The sequence below is a fragment of the Microbacterium barkeri genome, from assembly GCF_027921765.1.
Taxonomy (GTDB): domain Bacteria; phylum Actinomycetota; class Actinomycetes; order Actinomycetales; family Microbacteriaceae; genus Microbacterium; species Microbacterium barkeri.
In genome coordinates this window covers 103,363-119,804 of record NZ_BSEJ01000009.1, presented here as the reverse complement: position 1 = coordinate 119,804, position 16,442 = coordinate 103,363, and the positions used below count along the sequence as shown (strand labels likewise).

General features: G+C 71.0%; 19 protein-coding genes and 1 tRNA gene. 15 read left to right on the top strand and 5 right to left on the bottom strand.

Translation table 11 applies throughout. The annotated features are described in order from the left end of the window. The first annotated feature begins 70 nt into the window (after nt 1–70). Nucleotides 71–865, top strand: coding sequence for a sulfite exporter TauE/SafE family protein (locus tag PKE79_RS10505; protein WP_271173652.1), 795 nt, complete (start codon nt 71–73; stop codon nt 863–865). 11 nt (nt 866–876) lie between these two features. Here the strand turns inward: PKE79_RS10505 and PKE79_RS10500 are convergent, their stop codons facing one another. Next, nucleotides 877–1,368, bottom strand: coding sequence for an FBP domain-containing protein (locus PKE79_RS10500; RefSeq protein WP_271173651.1), 492 nt, complete (start codon nt 1,366–1,368; stop codon nt 877–879). 334 nt (nt 1,369–1,702) lie between these two features. On the opposite strand from PKE79_RS10500, the gene PKE79_RS10495 reads away from it, so the two are divergent. Genes PKE79_RS10495 through PKE79_RS10485 form a run of 3 tightly spaced genes read left to right on the top strand, consistent with a single transcriptional unit; the run spans nt 1,703 to nt 3,691 of the window. Then, nucleotides 1,703–2,161 (top strand): FAS1-like dehydratase domain-containing protein, encoded by a 459-nt coding sequence (locus PKE79_RS10495; RefSeq protein WP_271173650.1) that lies wholly within the window; start codon nt 1,703–1,705, stop codon nt 2,159–2,161. Next, nucleotides 2,154–2,558 carry a MaoC/PaaZ C-terminal domain-containing protein gene (locus PKE79_RS10490; protein WP_271173649.1) on the top strand — a complete coding sequence of 135 codons (405 nt, stop codon included), beginning with the start codon at nt 2,154–2,156 and terminating at the stop codon, nt 2,556–2,558. The genes PKE79_RS10495 and PKE79_RS10490 overlap by 8 nt, the downstream gene beginning before the upstream one ends. Further along, nucleotides 2,555–3,691, top strand: a complete 1,137-nt coding sequence (locus tag PKE79_RS10485; RefSeq protein WP_271173648.1) for a UDP-N-acetylmuramate dehydrogenase — start codon at nt 2,555–2,557, stop codon at nt 3,689–3,691. Before PKE79_RS10490 ends, PKE79_RS10485 begins: the two co-directional genes overlap by 4 nt. A 118-nt stretch (nt 3,692–3,809) precedes the next feature. On the opposite strand, the gene PKE79_RS10480 is transcribed toward PKE79_RS10485, so the two are convergent. The 3 genes from PKE79_RS10480 to aceA all read right to left on the bottom strand — a co-directional run bounded on the left by PKE79_RS10480 (nt 3,810) and on the right by aceA (nt 8,164). Then, nucleotides 3,810–5,009: a pyridoxal phosphate-dependent aminotransferase gene (locus PKE79_RS10480; protein WP_271173647.1), complete on the bottom strand. Its 1,200-nt coding sequence runs from the start codon at nt 5,007–5,009 to the stop codon at nt 3,810–3,812. A 130-nt stretch (nt 5,010–5,139) separates the two neighbouring features. Further along, entirely contained in the window at nt 5,140–6,798 is a 1,659-nt protein-coding gene (gene aceB / locus PKE79_RS10475) for a malate synthase A (protein ID WP_271173646.1), read from the bottom strand. Nucleotides 6,799–6,847: 49 nt separating this feature from the next. Continuing rightward, nucleotides 6,848–8,164 (bottom strand): isocitrate lyase, encoded by a 1,317-nt coding sequence (gene aceA / locus PKE79_RS10470; protein ID WP_271173645.1) that lies wholly within the window; start codon nt 8,162–8,164, stop codon nt 6,848–6,850. A 145-nt stretch (nt 8,165–8,309) separates the two neighbouring features. Between aceA and PKE79_RS10465 the strand changes: the two genes are divergently transcribed. From PKE79_RS10465 to PKE79_RS10415, 11 genes are all read left to right on the top strand, one after another. After that, nucleotides 8,310–9,779 (top strand): helix-turn-helix transcriptional regulator, encoded by a 1,470-nt coding sequence (locus PKE79_RS10465; protein ID WP_271173644.1) that lies wholly within the window; start codon nt 8,310–8,312, stop codon nt 9,777–9,779. A gap of 137 nt (nt 9,780–9,916) precedes the next feature. After that, nucleotides 9,917–9,989 (top strand) — tRNA-Trp (locus PKE79_RS10460). A gap of 35 nt (nt 9,990–10,024) precedes the next feature. After that, a complete protein-coding gene (gene secE / locus PKE79_RS10455; protein WP_271173643.1) occupies nt 10,025–10,288 on the top strand; it encodes a preprotein translocase subunit SecE in 264 nt (87 codons plus the stop codon). 98 nt (nt 10,289–10,386) lie between these two features. After that, the gene (nusG, locus tag PKE79_RS10450) at nt 10,387–11,397 is read left to right on the top strand and encodes a transcription termination/antitermination protein NusG (RefSeq protein WP_271173642.1); all 1,011 of its coding nucleotides are present in this window, start codon (nt 10,387–10,389) and stop codon (nt 11,395–11,397) included. Nucleotides 11,398–11,603: 206 nt separating this feature from the next. After that, the gene (gene rplK / locus PKE79_RS10445) at nt 11,604–12,035 is read left to right on the top strand and encodes a 50S ribosomal protein L11 (protein ID WP_271173641.1); all 432 of its coding nucleotides are present in this window, start codon (nt 11,604–11,606) and stop codon (nt 12,033–12,035) included. Nucleotides 12,036–12,049: 14 nt separating this feature from the next. After that, the gene (rplA, locus tag PKE79_RS10440; protein ID WP_271173640.1) at nt 12,050–12,742 is read left to right on the top strand and encodes a 50S ribosomal protein L1; all 693 of its coding nucleotides are present in this window, start codon (nt 12,050–12,052) and stop codon (nt 12,740–12,742) included. 174 nt (nt 12,743–12,916) lie between these two features. Beyond that, complete coding sequence (locus tag PKE79_RS10435; protein WP_271173639.1) at nt 12,917–13,519, top strand: SipW-dependent-type signal peptide-containing protein; 603 nt, start codon at nt 12,917–12,919, stop codon at nt 13,517–13,519. A 4-nt stretch (nt 13,520–13,523) separates the two neighbouring features. Beyond that, nucleotides 13,524–14,150: a SipW-dependent-type signal peptide-containing protein gene (locus tag PKE79_RS10430; protein WP_271173638.1), complete on the top strand. Its 627-nt coding sequence runs from the start codon at nt 13,524–13,526 to the stop codon at nt 14,148–14,150. Between the two features lie 10 nt (nt 14,151–14,160). After that, nucleotides 14,161–14,763 (top strand): signal peptidase I, encoded by a 603-nt coding sequence (locus tag PKE79_RS10425; RefSeq protein WP_271173637.1) that lies wholly within the window; start codon nt 14,161–14,163, stop codon nt 14,761–14,763. Continuing rightward, nucleotides 14,760–15,389 carry a hypothetical protein gene (locus PKE79_RS10420; protein ID WP_271173636.1) on the top strand — a complete coding sequence of 210 codons (630 nt, stop codon included), beginning with the start codon at nt 14,760–14,762 and terminating at the stop codon, nt 15,387–15,389. The genes PKE79_RS10425 and PKE79_RS10420 overlap by 4 nt, the downstream gene beginning before the upstream one ends. Further along, entirely contained in the window at nt 15,386–15,883 is a 498-nt protein-coding gene (locus PKE79_RS10415) for a hypothetical protein (protein ID WP_271173635.1), read from the top strand. The genes PKE79_RS10420 and PKE79_RS10415 overlap by 4 nt, the downstream gene beginning before the upstream one ends. Nucleotides 15,884–15,886: 3 nt before the next feature. On the opposite strand, the gene PKE79_RS10410 is transcribed toward PKE79_RS10415, so the two are convergent. Beyond that, complete coding sequence (locus PKE79_RS10410) at nt 15,887–16,420, bottom strand: MarR family winged helix-turn-helix transcriptional regulator (RefSeq protein WP_271173634.1); 534 nt, start codon at nt 16,418–16,420, stop codon at nt 15,887–15,889. Between the last annotated feature and the right edge of the window lie 22 nt (nt 16,421–16,442).

The window sequence follows — 16,442 nt, the reverse complement described above, 5'->3', positions numbered from 1 at the left end:
GGTAGCGTGGACGGATGGCTCACGGACGGATGACGAGGGATGGCGCGGTGTCGGCGATCGGGTCGGCGCAGTGACCGAGGTGCGCCGCCGCGGCGCGGGGGCGATCGCGGCGTTCGTCGGGATCGGCGCGCTCGCGGGCTTCCTGTCCGGGCTCTTCGGCGTGGGCGGCGGCACGGTCATCGTCCCCCTGCTCGTGCTCCTCGTCGGCTTCACGCAGCGCCTGGGCGCGGGCACGTCGTCGGCGGCGATCATCCCGACGGCGATCGTCGGCGTCATCTCCTACGCCGTGAACGGCGACGTCGACTGGGTCGCGGCGCTGCTCATCGCCGCGGGCGCCGTCTTCGGCGCGCAGATCGGCGTGCGGATGCTCCACGCGCTGTCGGAGCCCGTGCTCCGGTGGATCTTCGTCGGCTTCCTCGTCGTCGTCATGATCAGCCTCTTCCTCATCGTGCCCTCGCGCGACGCCGTGCTCGAGATCGACGTCTGGAGCGGCGCGGGCCTCGTCGTGCTCGGCCTCGTGACCGGCATCGTGTCGGGGCTCATCGGCGTCGGCGGCGGCATCGTCGTCGTGCCCGTCCTCATGCTGCTCTTCGGGATGAGCGACCTCGTCGCGAAGGGCACGTCGCTGCTCATGATGATCCCGACGTCGCTCTCGGGCACCGTGGCGAACATCCGCAAGCACAACGTCGACGTCGCCGCCGCCGTCGGCGTGGGCCTCGCGGCCTGCGCGACCGCGCCGCTCGGCACGTGGGTCGCGAACCTCGTCGACCCGCAGGTCGGCAACATCCTCTTCGCGGTCTTCCTCGTCGTGATCGCGGCGCAGATGGCCCAGAAGGCCATCCGCGCCGCGCGCGCGAAGGGGTGACCGGGGCGGCGTCAGCCGTCGACGCCGAGCGCGCGGATGAACGCCCGCACGTGCTCGCCGAGACGGCGGATGCGCTCGTCGCGCGCCGCCTCGCGGTCGAAGCCCTGGTAGGCGAGGGGCGGGAGCTTCCGCACGGCGGCGGGGCACCCGAAGTTCGCGCACACCAGGGTGCCGATCGTGTCGCCCTTGCGGCCGGCGGGGCCCGTCTTGCGCGCGGCGAAGAACTGCACGTCGTTCGGCAGGGTCACGTCCTCGCACCATGAGCACAGGGCGCGGGCGCCCGTGCGCTGCTCGGCCTGGCGCAGGAGCACGCCCACGGGGCGCCCGTCGAGCTCCGCGACGACGTACGCGCGTCGGGGGAGCTTCGGGTCGGCCCAGCCGAGGTAGTCGAGCCGATCGAAGTCGCGCTCGGCGAAGTCGACCGGGAGGGTCAGGTCGGAGACCTCCTTGCGGGAGGCGTTGACGAAGGAGGCGCGGATGTCGCGCTCGGTCAGGGTGTTCATGTCAGGTCCTCGAAGGCGGCCGCGTGCGTGCGCGGCGTCGTGTGTCAGCGGGACTCCGGCCGACGGCGAGACCGCCTGCCGTGCAGGAGGTCTCGCGAGCGGGTCGCGGTCTCGCGGGGGTGGTGAGGTCTCGCGCGGATGGCGAGAGCACGGCACGCCGCAGAAGGGCGCGCCGGAGCGACGGGCCGCGCAGGGGCGCGGCGACCGCTCAGGCTCTGTCGTCGGCGCGAGCGGCGCCGACGACCTCCTCACGCCCGCGACGCGGGCTCACACGATGGGACACGTGCGGCAGTCTACCGACCGCGCCTGGAGGCGGCCTCGTTAGGATGGCCGGGTGCCTGTGAACCCCGAACTGGTCGGACGAGAGTTCCCGCCGACGCCCCCGTATCTGGTGGGTCGCGAGAAGGTGCGCGAGTTCGCGCGCGCCGTCTTCGCCGACGCGCCGCAGCACAGCGACCCGGAGGCCGCGCGCGCGCTCGGCTACGCCGACGTCGTCGCGCCGCCGACCTTCGCGATGGTCGTCCAGGACCACACGCTGCAGCAGCTGCTGGGCGAGCCCGACAGCGGCATCGCGCTCGAGCGGACGATCCACGCCGAGCAGCGCTTCCGCTACACGCGCCCGATCGTCGCGGGCGACGAGCTCACGGCGCAGCTGACCGTCACGGGCATCCGCTCGGTCGGCTCGAACGCCATGATCACGAGCGACGCCGAGATCGTCGACGCCGAGGGGCGCCACGTCGTCACCGCGACGTCGGTCCTGCTCGTCGGGGGAGAGGAGAGCGCGGATGTCTGAGCTCACCGTCGGCGAGGTCGTCGCCGAGCGCACCGTGCACCTCACGCGCGAGTCCCTCGTGCGCTATGCCGGGGCATCCGGCGACTTCAATCCGATCCACTACCGCGACGACGTCGCCCAGTCGGTGGGCCTGCCCGGCGTGCTCGCACACGGCATGCTGACGATGGGCCTCGCGGTCGGCACGATCGCGGAGTGGCTCGGCGACACCGGCCGGATCGCCGAGTACGGCGTGCGCTTCACGCGCCCCGTCGTCGTGGACGCCGAGACCGGCGCCGACGTCTCGGTCGTCGCGAAGGTCGGGCAGGTCGCCGACGACACCGTGCGCATCGACCTCACCGTGACGCACGCCGACACGACCGTGCTCGGCAAGGCGCAGGTGCGCGTGCGCCGCGCATGAGCGAGATCGCGCCCATCCCCCTCTCGCAGCTCACGACCCTGCGGGTCGGCGCCGCGCCCGAGCGCATGATCGACGCGCACACGCGAGACGAGCTCGTCGCGGCCCTGCGCGACGTGTGGAGCGACGACGGCGAGTGGATGGTCCTCGGCGGCGGGTCGAACCTGCTCATGGGGGACGAGCCGTTCCCCGGCACGGTCGTCCGCATCCTCACCCGCGGCTTCGAGGTCGTCGGCGGCGCACGCGAGGGCCGCGTCCGGCTGCGCGTCGAGGCCGGCCAGAACTGGGACGAGCTCGTCGCCTGGACGGTCGCGAACGGGCTCGCGGGCATCGAGGCGATGTCGGGCATCCCCGGCACGTCGGGGGCCGCGCCGATCCAGAACGTGGGCGCCTACGGGCAGGAGATCGTCCAGACGCTCGTCGAGGTCGACCTCATCGACGCGTCCACGGGCGAGGTGTCGACGGTGCCGGCCGCGGACCTCGCGCTCGGCCCGCGCACGTCGGTGCTCAAGCGCCACTACGGGTCCGTGCCCGAGCGGGAGGCGGTCATCCTCTCGCTCACGCTCGAGCTCGAGCAGGTCGGCACGGGCGAGCGGCCCATCCGCGACGCGCGGCTGCGCAGCGCCCTCGGCGTCGCGGAGGACGCGGCGGTCTCGCTGGCGTGGATCCGCGATCACGTCCTCGCGATCCGGGCGTCCAAGGGCATGGTCCTCGACGACCCCGACGCCGACACGCACAGCGCGGGCTCGTTCTTCCAGAACCCGATCCTGCCCGAGTCGGTCGCGCGCACACTGCCTGACGAGTGCCCGCGGTGGCCCGTCGAGCCGGATCTCGACCCGGTCGTCGTCATCCCGCTCGAGTCCTACGACGGGGCCCTGCCGCGCGTGGTGAGCACGCGCGCCGACGTGAAGGTGCCCGCGGCGTGGCTCATCGAGCACTCGGGCATCGAGAAGGGCTTCCGCCTGCCGCGCTCGCGCGCGGGCGTGTCGACCAAGCACGCGCTCGCGCTCACGAACCGCGGCGGTGCCACAGGCGGAGAGGTCGCCGAGCTCGCGCGCTTCATCCGCAGCCGCGTGGCGGCGGAGTTCGGCATCGTGCTGCAGCCCGAGCCCGTCCTCGTGGGTGTCGAGCTGTAGCGCCGTCCGCCCCCTACATCATCGAGACTAGCCCCCGTGGTCGAAACCGGTGCTCGGAGCACCGGTCTCGACGACGGGGGCTAGTCTCGTGGGCCGCGGTGGGCCGACCGACGGGGTGTTACGCGAAGAGCTCCTGGAGGCGCTGGACGCCCTCGAGCAGCTGGTCATCGCCGAGCGCGTACGACAGGCGCAGGTAGCCGCTCGGGCCGAACGCCTCGCCCGGCACGACGGCGACCTCGGCCTCGTCGAGGATGAAGTCGGCGAGCTCGAGCGATGTCTCGATGCGGCGCCCCTTCCACTCGCGGCCGAGCAGGCCCTGCACGTCGGGGTACGCGTAGAACGCCCCGAGCGGGTTCGGCACGGTGACGCCCTCGATCTTCGCGAGCTCCGAGACGATGAGGCGGCGACGGCGGTCGAACGCCGTGCGGAACTCCTCGACCTCGTCCTGCGGTCCGCTGAGTGCGGTGGTCGCCGCGATCTGCGCGATGTTGTTGACGTTGCTCGTGAGGTGCGACTGGAGGTTCGCGGCGAGCTTGATCGCGTCGGAGGGCCCGACCATCCAGCCCACGCGCCATCCGGTCATGGCGTACGTCTTCGCGACGCCGTTCAGCAGCAGGGTCTGCCCGGCGAGCTCGGGGACGGCCTCGACGATCGACACGGCGCGCGTGCCCTCGTAGACGAGGTTCTGGTAGATCTCGTCGGTGATCACCCAGATGCCGTGCTCGAGCGCCCACTGGCCGATCGCGGCGGTCTCCTCGGCGGTGTAGACCGAGCCGGTGGGGTTGGAGGGCGACACGAACACGAGGACGGTCGTGCGCTCCGTGCGCGCGGCCTCGAGCTGCTCGACGGTGACCTTGTACTCCTGGTCGGCTCCCGCGAAGACCTCGACCGGGACGCCGTCGGCGAGGCGGATGGCCTCGGGGTACGTCGTCCAGTACGGCGCGGGCAGGAGCACCTCGTCGCCGGGGTTCACGACGGCCTGGAACGCCTGGTAGACGGCCTGCTTGCCGCCGTTCGTCACGACGATCTGGCTCGGCGACACCTCGAGGCCCGAGTCGCGGAGGGTCTTCGCGGCGATCGCCTCGCGCAGCGGGAGGAGACCCGCGGCGGGGGTGTAGCGGAAGTTCGCCGGGTTGCGGAGCGCCTCGGCCGCCGCGTCCACGACGAACTGCGGCGTCGAGAAGTCGGGCTCGCCGGCGGCATACGAGATGACGGGCTTGCCCTCGGCCTTCAGGGCTTTCGCCTTGGCGTCGACCTTGAGGGTCGCGGATTCGGCGATGGCGGAGAGCTTGCGAGAGAGCGGTGCGCGGTCGGTCACGCCCCCAGCGTAGTCGGCGCGACGCGGGCGCGCCGCTCGCCGAGGGGGCGAAAACTCGGCCGTTCCTTCGCCCTGGTCAAGCCCGTGCGAGCCGGAGGTCCGAGGCTCCGACTCGCACGGGCGCAGGACGTCAGTCCCGCTCGACGAGATGGTCGGCGTAGGCCTTCGTCGTGAGGAAGGCGCGGAACGTCGGGCTCAGGGCCACGTCGCGGAACACCTCGGCCGCCTCGTCGAAGCGGTCTCCCTCCGAGCGCTCGACCTCGCCGAGCACCCGGTCGACGAGCTCCGACACGTACTCGCGGGTGATCGGCGTGCCCTGCTCGGTGACCTGCTCCTGCCGGATCCACTGCCAGATCTGCGAGCGCGAGATCTCGGCCGTCGCCGCGTCCTCCATGAGGCCGTCGATCGCCACGGCCCCGAGCCCGCGCAGCCAGGCCTCGATGTAGCGGATGGCCACGGACACGTTCCCGTGGACGCCCTCGTCGGTGATCGCGCGCCCGATCCACAGGTTGAGCAGGTGGCGCTCGCGCACCCTGACGTCGTCGCGGGTGCGCTCGAGCTGGTTCGGCCGGTTTCCGAGCACGGCGTCGAACTCCGCCTGGGCGACGGGGATGAGATCGGGGTGCGCGACCCAGGTGCCGTCGAAGCCGTCCGCTGCCTCGCGCTTCTTGTCGGCCGCGACCTTCTCCATCGCCCGCGCATTCGCCTCGGGGTCCCTGCGGTTGGGGATGAACGCGCTCATGCCGCCGATCGCGTACGCGCCGCGCCGGTGGCACGTCTGCACGAGGAGCTCGGTGTAGGCGCGCATGAAGTCGACCGTCATCGTGACCTCGTTCCGGTCGGGCAGCACGAAGCGCGATCCGCGGCCGCGGTAGGTCTTGATGATCGAGAAGATGTAGTCCCAGCGGCCCGCGTTGAGCCCCGCGCAGTGGTCGCGCAGCTCGTAGAGGATCTCCTCCATCTCGAACGCGGCCGGCAGCGTCTCGATCAGCACGGTCGCGCGGATCGTGCCGTGCGGGATGCCGAGGTACTGCTCCGAGAACGAGAAGACATGGTCCCACAGGCGCGCCTCCTCCGCCGACTCGATCTTCGGCAGGTAGAAGTACGGGCCTGCGCCGTTGGCGATGAGCTGCTCGGCGTTGTGGAAGACGTAGAGGCCGAAGTCGACGAGCGAGCCCGAAGCGGGCATCGTGCGCCCGTGGCGGTCGGTGAAGAGCAGGTGGTGCTCCTCGAGGTGCCAGCCGCGGGGGCGCATCACGATCGTGGGCGTGCGCTCGGCGGTGACCTCGTAGCGGCGGCCGTCCGGGCTCGTGTACGAGAGGTCGCCGCGGATCGCGTCGCGCAGCGACAGCTGCCCGCCGATGACATTGCGCCACGTCGGGCTCGTCGCGTCTTCCTGGTCGGCGAGCCACACGCGGGCCCCCGAGTTCAGCGCGTTGATCGTCATGCGCGGATCGGTCGGGCCGGTGATCTCGACGCGTCGGTCCTCGAGACCCGGCCCGGGGCCCGCGACGCGCCAGGAGGCTTCTTCGCGGATGCGCGCGGTGTCCTCGCGGAAGCGCGGGTCCCGGCCGTTGCCGATCTCGTAGCCGCGCCGCATTCGATCGGCGAGACGGTCGTAGCGCGCGCCTGCGAAGAGCTCGTGCAGCTGGGCAAGGAACGCGAGCGCCTCGGGGGTGAGGATCTCCTCGAAGCGCTCGTGGAGGCGGCCGGCGACCTCGATCGACGGGGCGGTGCGTGCGCGGTAGCGCTCGTCGGCGGCGGGCGGGGCGATGTCGGTGATGGTCATGATGACTCCTGAAGGGAAGAGAAGCGGATGGCCTGAGCCGGGTGCGGCATCAGTGGAACTGCTCGGCCTCGGTGGAGCCGACGAGAGCGAGGGTGGCGCTCGAGGGGTTGAGGGCGGTCGACACGTGGTCGAAGTAGCCGGTGCCGACCTCGCGCTGGTGCTTGGTGGCGGTGTAGCCGTCGGCCTCGGCGGCGAACTCGGCGTCCTGCAGCTCGACGTAGGCCGTCATCGCGCGCTCGGCGTAGCCGCGCGCGAGCTGGTACATCGAGTGGTTGAGGGCGTGGAAGCCGGCGAGGGTGATGAACTGGAACCGGTAGCCGAGCTCGGCGAGCTCCTCCTGGAACGACGCGATCTGGCTGTCGGACAGCGCGCGGTGCCAGTTGAAGCTGGGCGAGCAGTTGTAGGCGAGCATCTTGCCGGGGTGCTCGGCGTGGATCGCCGCCGCGAACTCGCGGGCGAGCTCGATGTCGGGGGTCCCCGTCTCGACCCAGAGCAGGTCGGCGTACGGAGCGTAGGCGAGCCCGCGGGAGATCACCGGCTCGATGCCGTTGCGCACGCGGTAGAAGCCCTCGTCCGTGCGCTCGCCGGTCGTGAACGCGCGGTCGCGCTCGTCGACGTCGCTCGTCAGGAGGTCGGCTGCGAGGGCATCGGTGCGCGCGATCTGGATGGTCGGCACGCCCGCGACGTCGGCCGCGAGCCGCGCGGCGTTGAGCGTGCGGATGTGCTGCTGCGTCGGCACGAGGACCTTGCCCCCGAGGTGCCCGCACTTCTTCTCGCTCGCGAGCTGGTCCTCCCAGTGGATGCCGGCGGCGCCCGCCTGGATCATCGCGTGCGCCAGCTCGTAGGCGTTGAGCGGGCCGCCGAAGCCGGCCTCCGCGTCGGCGACGATCGGGGCGAGCCAGTCGCGGGTCACCTCGCCCTCGGCGTGCTCGAGCTGGTCCTGGCGGAGGAGGGCGTTGTTGATGCGGCGCACGACGGCCGGAACGGAGTTCGCGGGGTAGAGCGACTGGTCGGGATACGTCTGCCCGGAGAGGTTCGCGTCTGCCGCGACCTGCCATCCGGAGAGGTAGATCGCCTTGAGCCCTGCACGGACCTGCTGGACCGCCTGGTTGCCGGTGAGCGCTCCGAGCGCGCGGATGTACTCGTCCGAGTTCAGGCGCTCCCACAGGACCTCCGCGCCGCGGCGGGCGAGGGTCGCCTCCTCGCGGACGGTGCCGCGCAGGCGGATGACGTCCTCGGCCGTGTAGTCGCGCGTGATGCCGTTCCAGCGGGGATCGGCGCTCCACTCGAGGCGGAGCTCCTCGGCCGTCTGGGTCTGGTCGCCCGGGCGGCGACCGGCGGTCGTGTTCTCTTCGGGGGTGCTCATCATCGTGCTCCTCGTGGTGAGCGGCGGGTGCCGCGTGCTGTCGTGAACACAACGATCCGAGAAAGTCGAGCGATTCGGGGAAAGTTCGAGAGGAGAATTTTACGAGATCTTCTGCAGATCGGATGTCCTGTGGCATCATCGGCGCATGGTCGCCGCAGAAGAAGTCGAAGAGGACGGGCCCGACGCGCTCGCCGTGGGGCGCCGCATCCGCCAGCTCCGCGCCGAGCGGGGCATGACGCTCGATGCGCTCGCGGCGGCGGTCGGGCGCGCACCGAGCCAGCTCTCGATGATCGAGAACGGGCGGCGCGAGCCGCGCCTGTCGATGCTGCGCACGATCGCGAAGGCGCTCGGCGTGGGCATCGACGCGCTGCTCGAGGCCGACGCGCTCGACGAGCGGGCGGGCATGGAGATCGCGCTCGAGCGGGCGCTGCGCTCGCCGCGCATGCAGACCCTCGGGATCGAGCCCTTCCGCATTCCCAAGGCCGTCCCCGACGACGTGCTCCGAGCCATCCTCCGCCTGACCGGCGAGATCGACCGCCTGCATGACGAGCGCTCGGCGACGCCCGAGGAGGCGCGCCGCGCGAACGTCGAGCTGCGCCGTCTCATGCGACGGCAGGACAACTACTTCCCGGAGCTCGAGCAGAAGGCGCGCGAGCTCCTCGCGGCGATCGACCACCCGGGAGGGCCGCTCACGCAGCGCGCCGCGAGCGACATCGCGGCGCATCTCGGCTTCACGCTCCACTACGTGCCCGACCTCCCGCAGACCACGCGCAGCGTCGCCGACCTCCGCCACGGGCGGCTCTACCTCTCCGACCGGGTGAGTGGCGACCCGCGCACGGCGGTGCTGCAGGCTCTCGCCAGCCGGGTGCTCGGGCACTCGGCGCCTTCGGACTACCGGGAGTTCCTGCGGCAGCGCGTCGAGCAGAACTACCTGACCGGCGCCCTGCTCATCCCGGAGGATCACGCGGTGCCCGTGCTGCGCGACGCGAAGGCGCGACGCGCGATCTCCATCGAGGACCTCCGCGACGCCTACGCGGTGTCGTATGAGAGCGCAGCCCATCGGTTCACGAACCTCGCGACCCGGCACCTCGACATCCCCGTCCACTTCCTCAAGGTGCATGAGTCGGGCACGATCACGAAAGCCTACGAGAACGACGACGTCAACTTCCCGACCGACCGCCTCGGGTCGATCGAGGGGCAGCTGTGCTGCCGGCTCTGGACGAGCCGCGTCGTCTTCGACGTCGACGACCGGTTCAACCCGTACTACCAGTACACCGACACGGGCAACGGGACCTACTGGTGCACGGCGCGCGTCGAGCATTCGAGCCAGGGCGCGCACTCGGTGAGCGTCGGCGTGCGCTTCGACGACACGAAGTGGTTCGTGGGGCGCGACACGCCCCAGCGCGGCGTGTCGCGGCACGCGGTCGAGACCTGCTGTCGGCGGCCGCCCGCCGAGCTCGAGTCCGCGTGGCGGGATGGCGCGTGGCCGAACGTGCGGACGCCGCGCACCCTGCTCGCGACGCTCCCGACCGGCTCCTTCCCGGGCGTCGACACGACCGACGTGTACGCGTTCCTGGAAGCCCACGCGCCGCGCGCGCACGCGGACGCGCGCTGAGCGGACGGCGCGCCTCGGTTCGCGGTGCCCATCGGCATGCCGTATGCTGGATGAAGCAGTGCTCCTCTGCATTCTTCCGCTGTGCCTCGTGCACGACGGCAGTCGGGGAGGGGCATTCCTGAGATCGAACGATCTCTAGGGCGGTAGCTCAATTGGCAGAGCAGCGGTCTCCAAAACCGCAGGTTGCAGGTTCGATTCCTGTCCGCCCTGCGCGTCAGCGACAGCTGACTCACGAAAGGTAACCCATGGCCCACGACGCTTCGGGCGGCGAGATCGTCGCGGCGGCTGGCACGACCGGCGGCAAGAAGGCAGGCTTCTTCGCGCGCATCGTGATCTTCATCCGCCAGGTGATCGCCGAGCTCCGCAAGGTCGTCACTCCCACGCGCAAGGAGCTCCTGAAGTTCACCGCCGTGGTGCTGGGGTTCGTGGTGATCATGATGGCCCTCGTGTACGGCCTGGACTACCTGTTCTCGTGGGTCACGACGGTGGTCTTCGGCGTCCCGAGCTGATCCAGCCGGTCGGATGACGCGCATGCCCTCTCCGCGCCACAATGGAGAGAGCAAGTCTGCGTGACGCCTCTCGGCGTCCGGAACGGAAGAGAAACCACGTGTCTGAGAAGTATGCCGACGACGTCGACCTGGCGACGGCTGCTGAGCAGTCGAGCGAAGAGGACGAGGCCCAGGAGGGCAACGTCCTCGCCGAGGAGGAGCGCTCGAGCTCGTCCGCCGAGCACAACGCCATGCACGTCGAGGGCGACTTCGACGAGGACTCTGACGAGGACATCGACATCGACGACCCGGAGGCCGACGCGATCGTGAACGACGCACTGAACATCGACGAGGCCGCTGAGGTCGAGGCCGCTGCCGAGGTCCTCACGGACTCCGCGGCCGAGGAGGCCGACGAGGCCGCGGCGGCTGCCGCCGAGGAGGTCGCACCGTACGACGGCCCCGAGGTCGGCGACGACGCCGACGACGAGGAGTCGGACGCCGAGGACGACCCCTATGAGGCGTTCCGCCGCGAGCTGCGCTCGCTCGAGGGCAAGTGGTACGTCATCCACTCGTACGCGGGCTTCGAGCGCAAGGTGAAGGCCAACATCGAGCAGCGCAAGTCGACGCTCGAGGTCGAGGACGACATCTACCAGGTCGAGGTCCCGATGGAGGACGTCGTCGAGATCAAGAACGGCCAGCGCAAGATGGTCACGCGCGTGCGCATCCCGGGCTACGTGCTCGTGCGCATGGAGCTCAACGAGGACACCTGGTCGGTCGTGCGCCACACGCCGGGCGTCACGGGCTTCGTGGGCAACGCCCACAACCCGACGCCCCTCCGCTTCGAAGAGGCCTTCAACATGCTGAAGCCGCTCGCGGAGCTCAAGGAGGCGCAGGCGCAGGCCGCCAAGGGCGCGTCGAAGAAGGGCCAGGCGGCCCCCGCTCGCGTCATCCCGGCCGAGGTCGACTTCGAGATCGGCGAGACGATCACGATCAAGGAGGGCTCGTTCGCCGGCCTTCCCGGTTCCATCAGCGAGATCAAGCCCGAGAGCGGCAAGCTCACGGTGCTCGTGTCGCTCTTCGAGCGAGAGACGCCCGTCGAGCTCTCGTTCGACCAGGTCACCAAGATCTGACCCGCTTCGCGCGTCGCGAACGCCCCGTCGGCTCCCGCCGGCGGGGCGTTCGCCGTTCAGCGGGCGTGCTGCGCGGCGTCGCCGAATCGGGTAGACTTGTGTGGTTTGCGTGCGCTTTCGCGCGCGCCGACACACCGCCATCCGGATCCGCCGGATGCGCGGGAGAGCGGATGCATCCGGCATTCACTCGATGAGAGGAAGAGGAAATGGCACCGAAGAAGAAGGTGACCGGCCTGATCAAGCTTCAGATCAACGCCGGTGCAGCCAACCCGGCGCCGCCGATCGGACCCGCCCTGGGTCAGCACGGCGTCAACATCATGGAGTTCTGCAAGGCGTACAACGCGGCGACCGAGTCGCAGCGCGGCAACGTCATCCCCGTGGAGATCACCGTCTACGAGGACCGCAGCTTCACGTTCGTCCTGAAGACTCCGCCGGCAGCCGAGCTCATCAAGAAGGCGGCAGGCGTCGCCAAGGGCTCGTCCACGCCGCACACGGTCAAGGTCGCGAAGCTCACCAAGGAGCAGGTCGCCGAGATCGCCAAGACGAAGCAGCCCGACCTCAACGCGAACGACCTCGAGGCCGCCTCGAAGATCATCGCCGGCACCGCCCGCTCCATGGGCATCACGGTCGAGGACTGAGGGGGATAACGAACATGGCTACCAAGTCCAAGGCTTACCAGTCCGCCGCCGAGAAGATCGAGGCCGGCAAGTTCTACACGCCCGCTGAGGCCGTCGCGCTCGCGAAGGAGACGGGCTCGAAGAAGTTCGACTCGACCGTCGAGGTCGCGCTCAAGCTCTCGGTCGACCCGCGCAAGGCGGACCAGATGGTCCGCGGCACGGTCATCCTGCCGCACGGAACGGGCAAGACCGCCCGCGTCATCGTCTTCGCCAACGGCCCGGCCGCCGAGGCCGCCATCGCCGCCGGTGCGGACGAGGTCGGCGGCGCCGAGCTCATCGAGAAGGTCGCCGCCGGCTGGACCGACTTCGACGCGGCTGTCGCCGTGCCGGAGCTCATGGGCCAGGTCGGTCGACTCGGCAAGGTGCTCGGCCCCCGTGGCCTCATGCCCAACCCGAAGACCGGCACCGTCACCCCCAACACGGCCAAGGCCGTCGAGGAGATCAAGGGCGGCAAGATCGAGTTCCGCGTCGACAAGCACGCCAACGTGCACTTCGTCGTCGGCAAGGCCTCGTTCTCGGCCGAGCAGCTGAACGAGAACATCGGCGCAGCGCTCGAGGAGATCGTCCGCCTCAAGCCGTCGAGCTCGAAGGGCCGCTACATCCAGAAGGGCGCGGTGTCGACCACGTTCGGCCCCGGCATCCCGCTGGACGTCAACGCGATCGCGTAACACGCCCATCCTGCGAAGGCCCCGTCTCCGGACGGGGCCTTCGTCGTCTCCCGCCCCGGACGCACGTGGGTGTCCGGCCCCCAGCCTGAGGGCTATGCGCGCGGTGTTTCATGTGCGACGCTGGAACGGCGTGAATACCGATATCCGCACACGCAGCACCACGAGGGGGCACACATGAGCACGACCGACACCCGGCGCCGCAAGGTCTTCGCCGTCCTCGCCGGAGGACTCGTCCTCGGCGTCGGCGCCGTCGTCACGCTGGCCGCCTGGAACGACTCGGAGTTCGCGACGGGGACCTTCGGGGCCGGCGCGTTCAACCTGGAGGGCTCGACGACGAGCGCGACGGACGGTTACGCGGACCACGAGACGGCACCCGGAGCGGCCCTCGCCTTCACGCTGCCGCTCGCCGAGAACCTGTCGCCGACCGACGTCGTCTACGCGCCGTTCTGGGTGCGACTCGATGACACGACGACCTCCGACGCGACCCTCGTCGCCGACACCGTCGCGGCCACGGGCGCGAATGCGGCGAACCTGTCGTACGAGGTGTACGCGATCGCCGCCGACGCGACCTGCAGCGCGGCGACCGCGACGGGCACGCTCGTCGCATCGGGCGCGACGCTCGACGCGCTGACCGCAGGTGCCGACGTGACGCTCACCGCGGGAGACGCCGCGCCCGGTGCACCCGTGCAGCTGTGCTTCGAGGTGACGGCCGGGGCGGGGCTCGAGGAGGGCGGCGACGCGACGGCGACCTGGTCGTTCACGGCGACGTCGGAGTAGTCCCGTGGCGCGCAAGGCCACGCGCGACGCGCGGCGGCGGGCGCTGCGGTGGCGCCGCCTGCGGGCGGTGCTGGCAGGCGGCGTCGTGCTCGGCATCGGCGCCGCCGCGACGCTGGCGGCATGGAACGACACCGAGCACACGACGGCGACGCTCACGGCGGGCACGTTCGGGATCGTGGGTGCGACGAACGGCACGACCTTCACCGAGCACGCGAGTGCGGGCGCGGCCGCCGTCCTGAACTTCCAGGTCGCCCCCACGGCGATGGCTCCGGGCACGACGACCTACGCGCTGTTCAGCGTGCGCACGGTGAATCCCTCGATCGCCGGGAGCGTCCTCCTCACCGCGACCGACGCCAACGCCACGACAGGGCTCGGCCAGTACCTCACCTACGGCGTCCGCACGGTTCCCGCGGCGCAGTGCGACGCGACGACGTTCGGAGCATCGACCGCGACCGTGATCCCGCCGGGCTCGCCCCTCGGTGCCGACGCCGCGTCGTCGCAGAGCCTGTCTGCCAACGGCGCGAGCACCGTCAACTACTGCTTCGCCGTCACGCTCCCGTCGACCGCGCCCAACGCGGCGCAGGGAGCCTCCGTGACGCCCACGTGGCAGTTCACGGCGACGTCCTCGTGAGCGTCCTCGCATGAGCGCTCCTCCGCAGACGCGTCGCGACGCCCGCGCCCGCCGGGCCCAGGGCATCCGTCGGCGGACGCCCGCGCGCTTCCTCGGCGACGTGCTCCTGACCCTCGCGGCGCTCGCGGGCACGGTCTGCATCGTGCTCGTGGTGCTCGCATACCTCTTCGACATCACGCTCATCATGTTCCGCACGGGATCGATGGCTCCGGCCATCCCCTCCGGCTCCGTCGCCATGGTGCAGCGTGTGCCGGCCGCGTCGCTCGACGTGGGCGACGTCGTGACCGTGGACCGCGAGGGCCAGCTGCCCGTGACGCACCGCATCACCTCGATCAACCCGGGGGCGAGCGCCGACGAGCGCGTGATCACGATGCGCGGCGACGCGAACGAGCAGGACGACGTCGCGCCGTACGCGATCACCACGGCACGGATCGTGCTCTTCTCCGTGCCCGGGATCGCGCCGGTCATCGCGTCCTTCGGCGATCCGCGTGTGCTCGGCGGGCTCTCGATCGGGGCGGCCCTGCTCGTCGGCTGGGCCTTCTGGCCGCGTCGGGCGGATGGCGCCGAGCGCGCGAGGGAAGAGCTAGCGCCTGAGGGCCGGGGGACCGGATGACCCCGCGTCGAGCTCTCTGCCTCGCGGCGGTCGTCGCGGCCGTCGCGCTGCCGACGGCGGCCGTCGCCGCTCCGACGACGCGGGTGATCGAGGGCGAGCACATCCGGATCGAGTCGACGGCGGACTGGGAGCGGATGGCGCGGCTCGAGCCGGGCGAGAGCGTCGCGTGGACGCTCGCGATCTCCGTGGACGCGCCCGACCCCGGGACGCTCGACATCGGCGTCCGCGGCACAGGCGGGCTCGACCTCGTCGCTGATATCGCCACGTGCGGCGTCGCCTGGCAGGGGGCGGAGTGCCCTGAGGGGGCGGAGGTCCTGCGCGCCGACTGGGCGCTGCCGCTCGACGGGGACACCGACTGGCTGCGGAGCTCGGGCACCGAGGAACCCGTTTTCGTACGGCTGGACGTGGGCCTGGCGCCCTCGGCCGTCGAATCGGCCGAAGCGGAGGTCTCGGTCCACGTGCGCGCGGCGGGCGACGAGGTCTTCGTCGATCAGGACGACGAGCGCGACCTGTCGCCGACGGGCGGATCTGCCGCACCGCTGTTGCTGGCTGCGGGAGTCGTGCTCGTGGGCGGAGGCGTCGCCGCGCTCGCCCGCGGCCGCCGCGCACGGAGGTCGCCGCGATGACCCGGCTCCGCAGGCGGATCGCCGCACTCGCCCTCGCCGCCGCGCTCGGGGTCGCCGTGCTCACGCCTGCTGCGACGACGACCGACGCGGCCTTCACAGATGCGGAGCATGCGAACGCGACGCTGACCGCGGGCACGCTGTCCACGCCGTCGTCGCTCTCGGTCACCACCTGCGTGCGCCCGCTTCTCGGCGGCGTGTTCATGTCGGTCCAGTACACGCTTCCCGCTCAGCCGACAGGTGCGCGCGTCGAGTGGAGGGTGACGACGCCGATAAGCACCTTCTCTGTCCAGCCTGAGGTAAGCACTGTCTCCCCCGGCGTGTACCGAGCGAGCTTCCGCACCGGTCTGATCGGGAGCATCGAGTCCCTGCTCGGAGTCAACGTCGATTTCGAGCCGCACACGATCCTGCCTGGCACCAGCTGGACTTCGCCTTTCGGCCAGCGCGTCCGCTACCACGCGGGGCTGATCTCGGGTGTCTCGTGCACGCTGCTGTGAGCCTCAGCGGGGGTCGGGCGTCGTCCCGTTGGTGAGTGCGTGGAGGAGGCCCGCGAGGTCGCGGACGCGCTCGACATCCCAGGCGAGGAGGGTGTCGTAGAGCAGGCTCTCGTGATGGGAGCGGGCCTCCTCGAGGCGCGCGATGCCGAGCGGGGTCGCCTCGAGCAGATGCGCCCGTCGATCGCTCGGATCCGGTGTGCGGGCGATGAGGCCGAGATCCTGCAGGTCCTTCACGGTGCGGCTCAGTTGGCCCTTGTCGAGCATCATCCGCTCGACGAGCGTCGACGCCTTGAGCGGGCCGTGCCGGACGATCGCGGTGAACACCTTGTAGGCGCCGGGGTTGAGCCCGGGGGACACGCGGTCTGCGTTCTCGTGGATGATGCGCCGCACGTGCGTCATCAGCTCGCTGAACTCGGCCTCGACCGACTTGATGGCCTCCGCCTGCTCGGGGGAGACGCCCTCGGCGGGCGTCGTCCCCGCAAGCGGGAGCCCGGGTCCGCGCGGGGGCGCGGCGTCCTGGGCGGTGTCGGCGGTCACGGGATCATTCTCTCGGATCGCC

What these genes read in the sequence shown, in the direction of transcription:
- PKE79_RS10435 (WP_271173639.1), top strand. Translation starts at nt 12,917, where the DNA reads ATGAGCACGACCGACACCCGGCGCCGCAAGGTCTTCGCCGTCCTCGCC.
- PKE79_RS10425 (WP_271173637.1), top strand. Translation starts at nt 14,161, where the DNA reads ATGAGCGCTCCTCCGCAGACGCGTCGCGACGCCCGCGCCCGCCGGGCC.
- PKE79_RS10490 (WP_271173649.1), top strand. Translation starts at nt 2,154, where the DNA reads ATGTCTGAGCTCACCGTCGGCGAGGTCGTCGCCGAGCGCACCGTGCAC.
- PKE79_RS10415 (WP_271173635.1), top strand. Translation starts at nt 15,386, where the DNA reads ATGACCCGGCTCCGCAGGCGGATCGCCGCACTCGCCCTCGCCGCCGCG.
- secE (WP_271173643.1), top strand. Translation starts at nt 10,025, where the DNA reads ATGGCCCACGACGCTTCGGGCGGCGAGATCGTCGCGGCGGCTGGCACG.
- aceB (WP_271173646.1), bottom strand. Translation starts at nt 6,798, where the DNA reads ATGACCATCACCGACATCGCCCCGCCCGCCGCCGACGAGCGCTACCGC.
- PKE79_RS10500 (WP_271173651.1), bottom strand. Translation starts at nt 1,368, where the DNA reads ATGAACACCCTGACCGAGCGCGACATCCGCGCCTCCTTCGTCAACGCC.
- rplA (WP_271173640.1), top strand. Translation starts at nt 12,050, where the DNA reads ATGGCTACCAAGTCCAAGGCTTACCAGTCCGCCGCCGAGAAGATCGAG.
- PKE79_RS10465 (WP_271173644.1), top strand. Translation starts at nt 8,310, where the DNA reads ATGGTCGCCGCAGAAGAAGTCGAAGAGGACGGGCCCGACGCGCTCGCC.
- rplK (WP_271173641.1), top strand. Translation starts at nt 11,604, where the DNA reads ATGGCACCGAAGAAGAAGGTGACCGGCCTGATCAAGCTTCAGATCAAC.
- PKE79_RS10485 (WP_271173648.1), top strand. Translation starts at nt 2,555, where the DNA reads ATGAGCGAGATCGCGCCCATCCCCCTCTCGCAGCTCACGACCCTGCGG.
- PKE79_RS10420 (WP_271173636.1), top strand. Translation starts at nt 14,760, where the DNA reads ATGACCCCGCGTCGAGCTCTCTGCCTCGCGGCGGTCGTCGCGGCCGTC.
- aceA (WP_271173645.1), bottom strand. Translation starts at nt 8,164, where the DNA reads ATGAGCACCCCCGAAGAGAACACGACCGCCGGTCGCCGCCCGGGCGAC.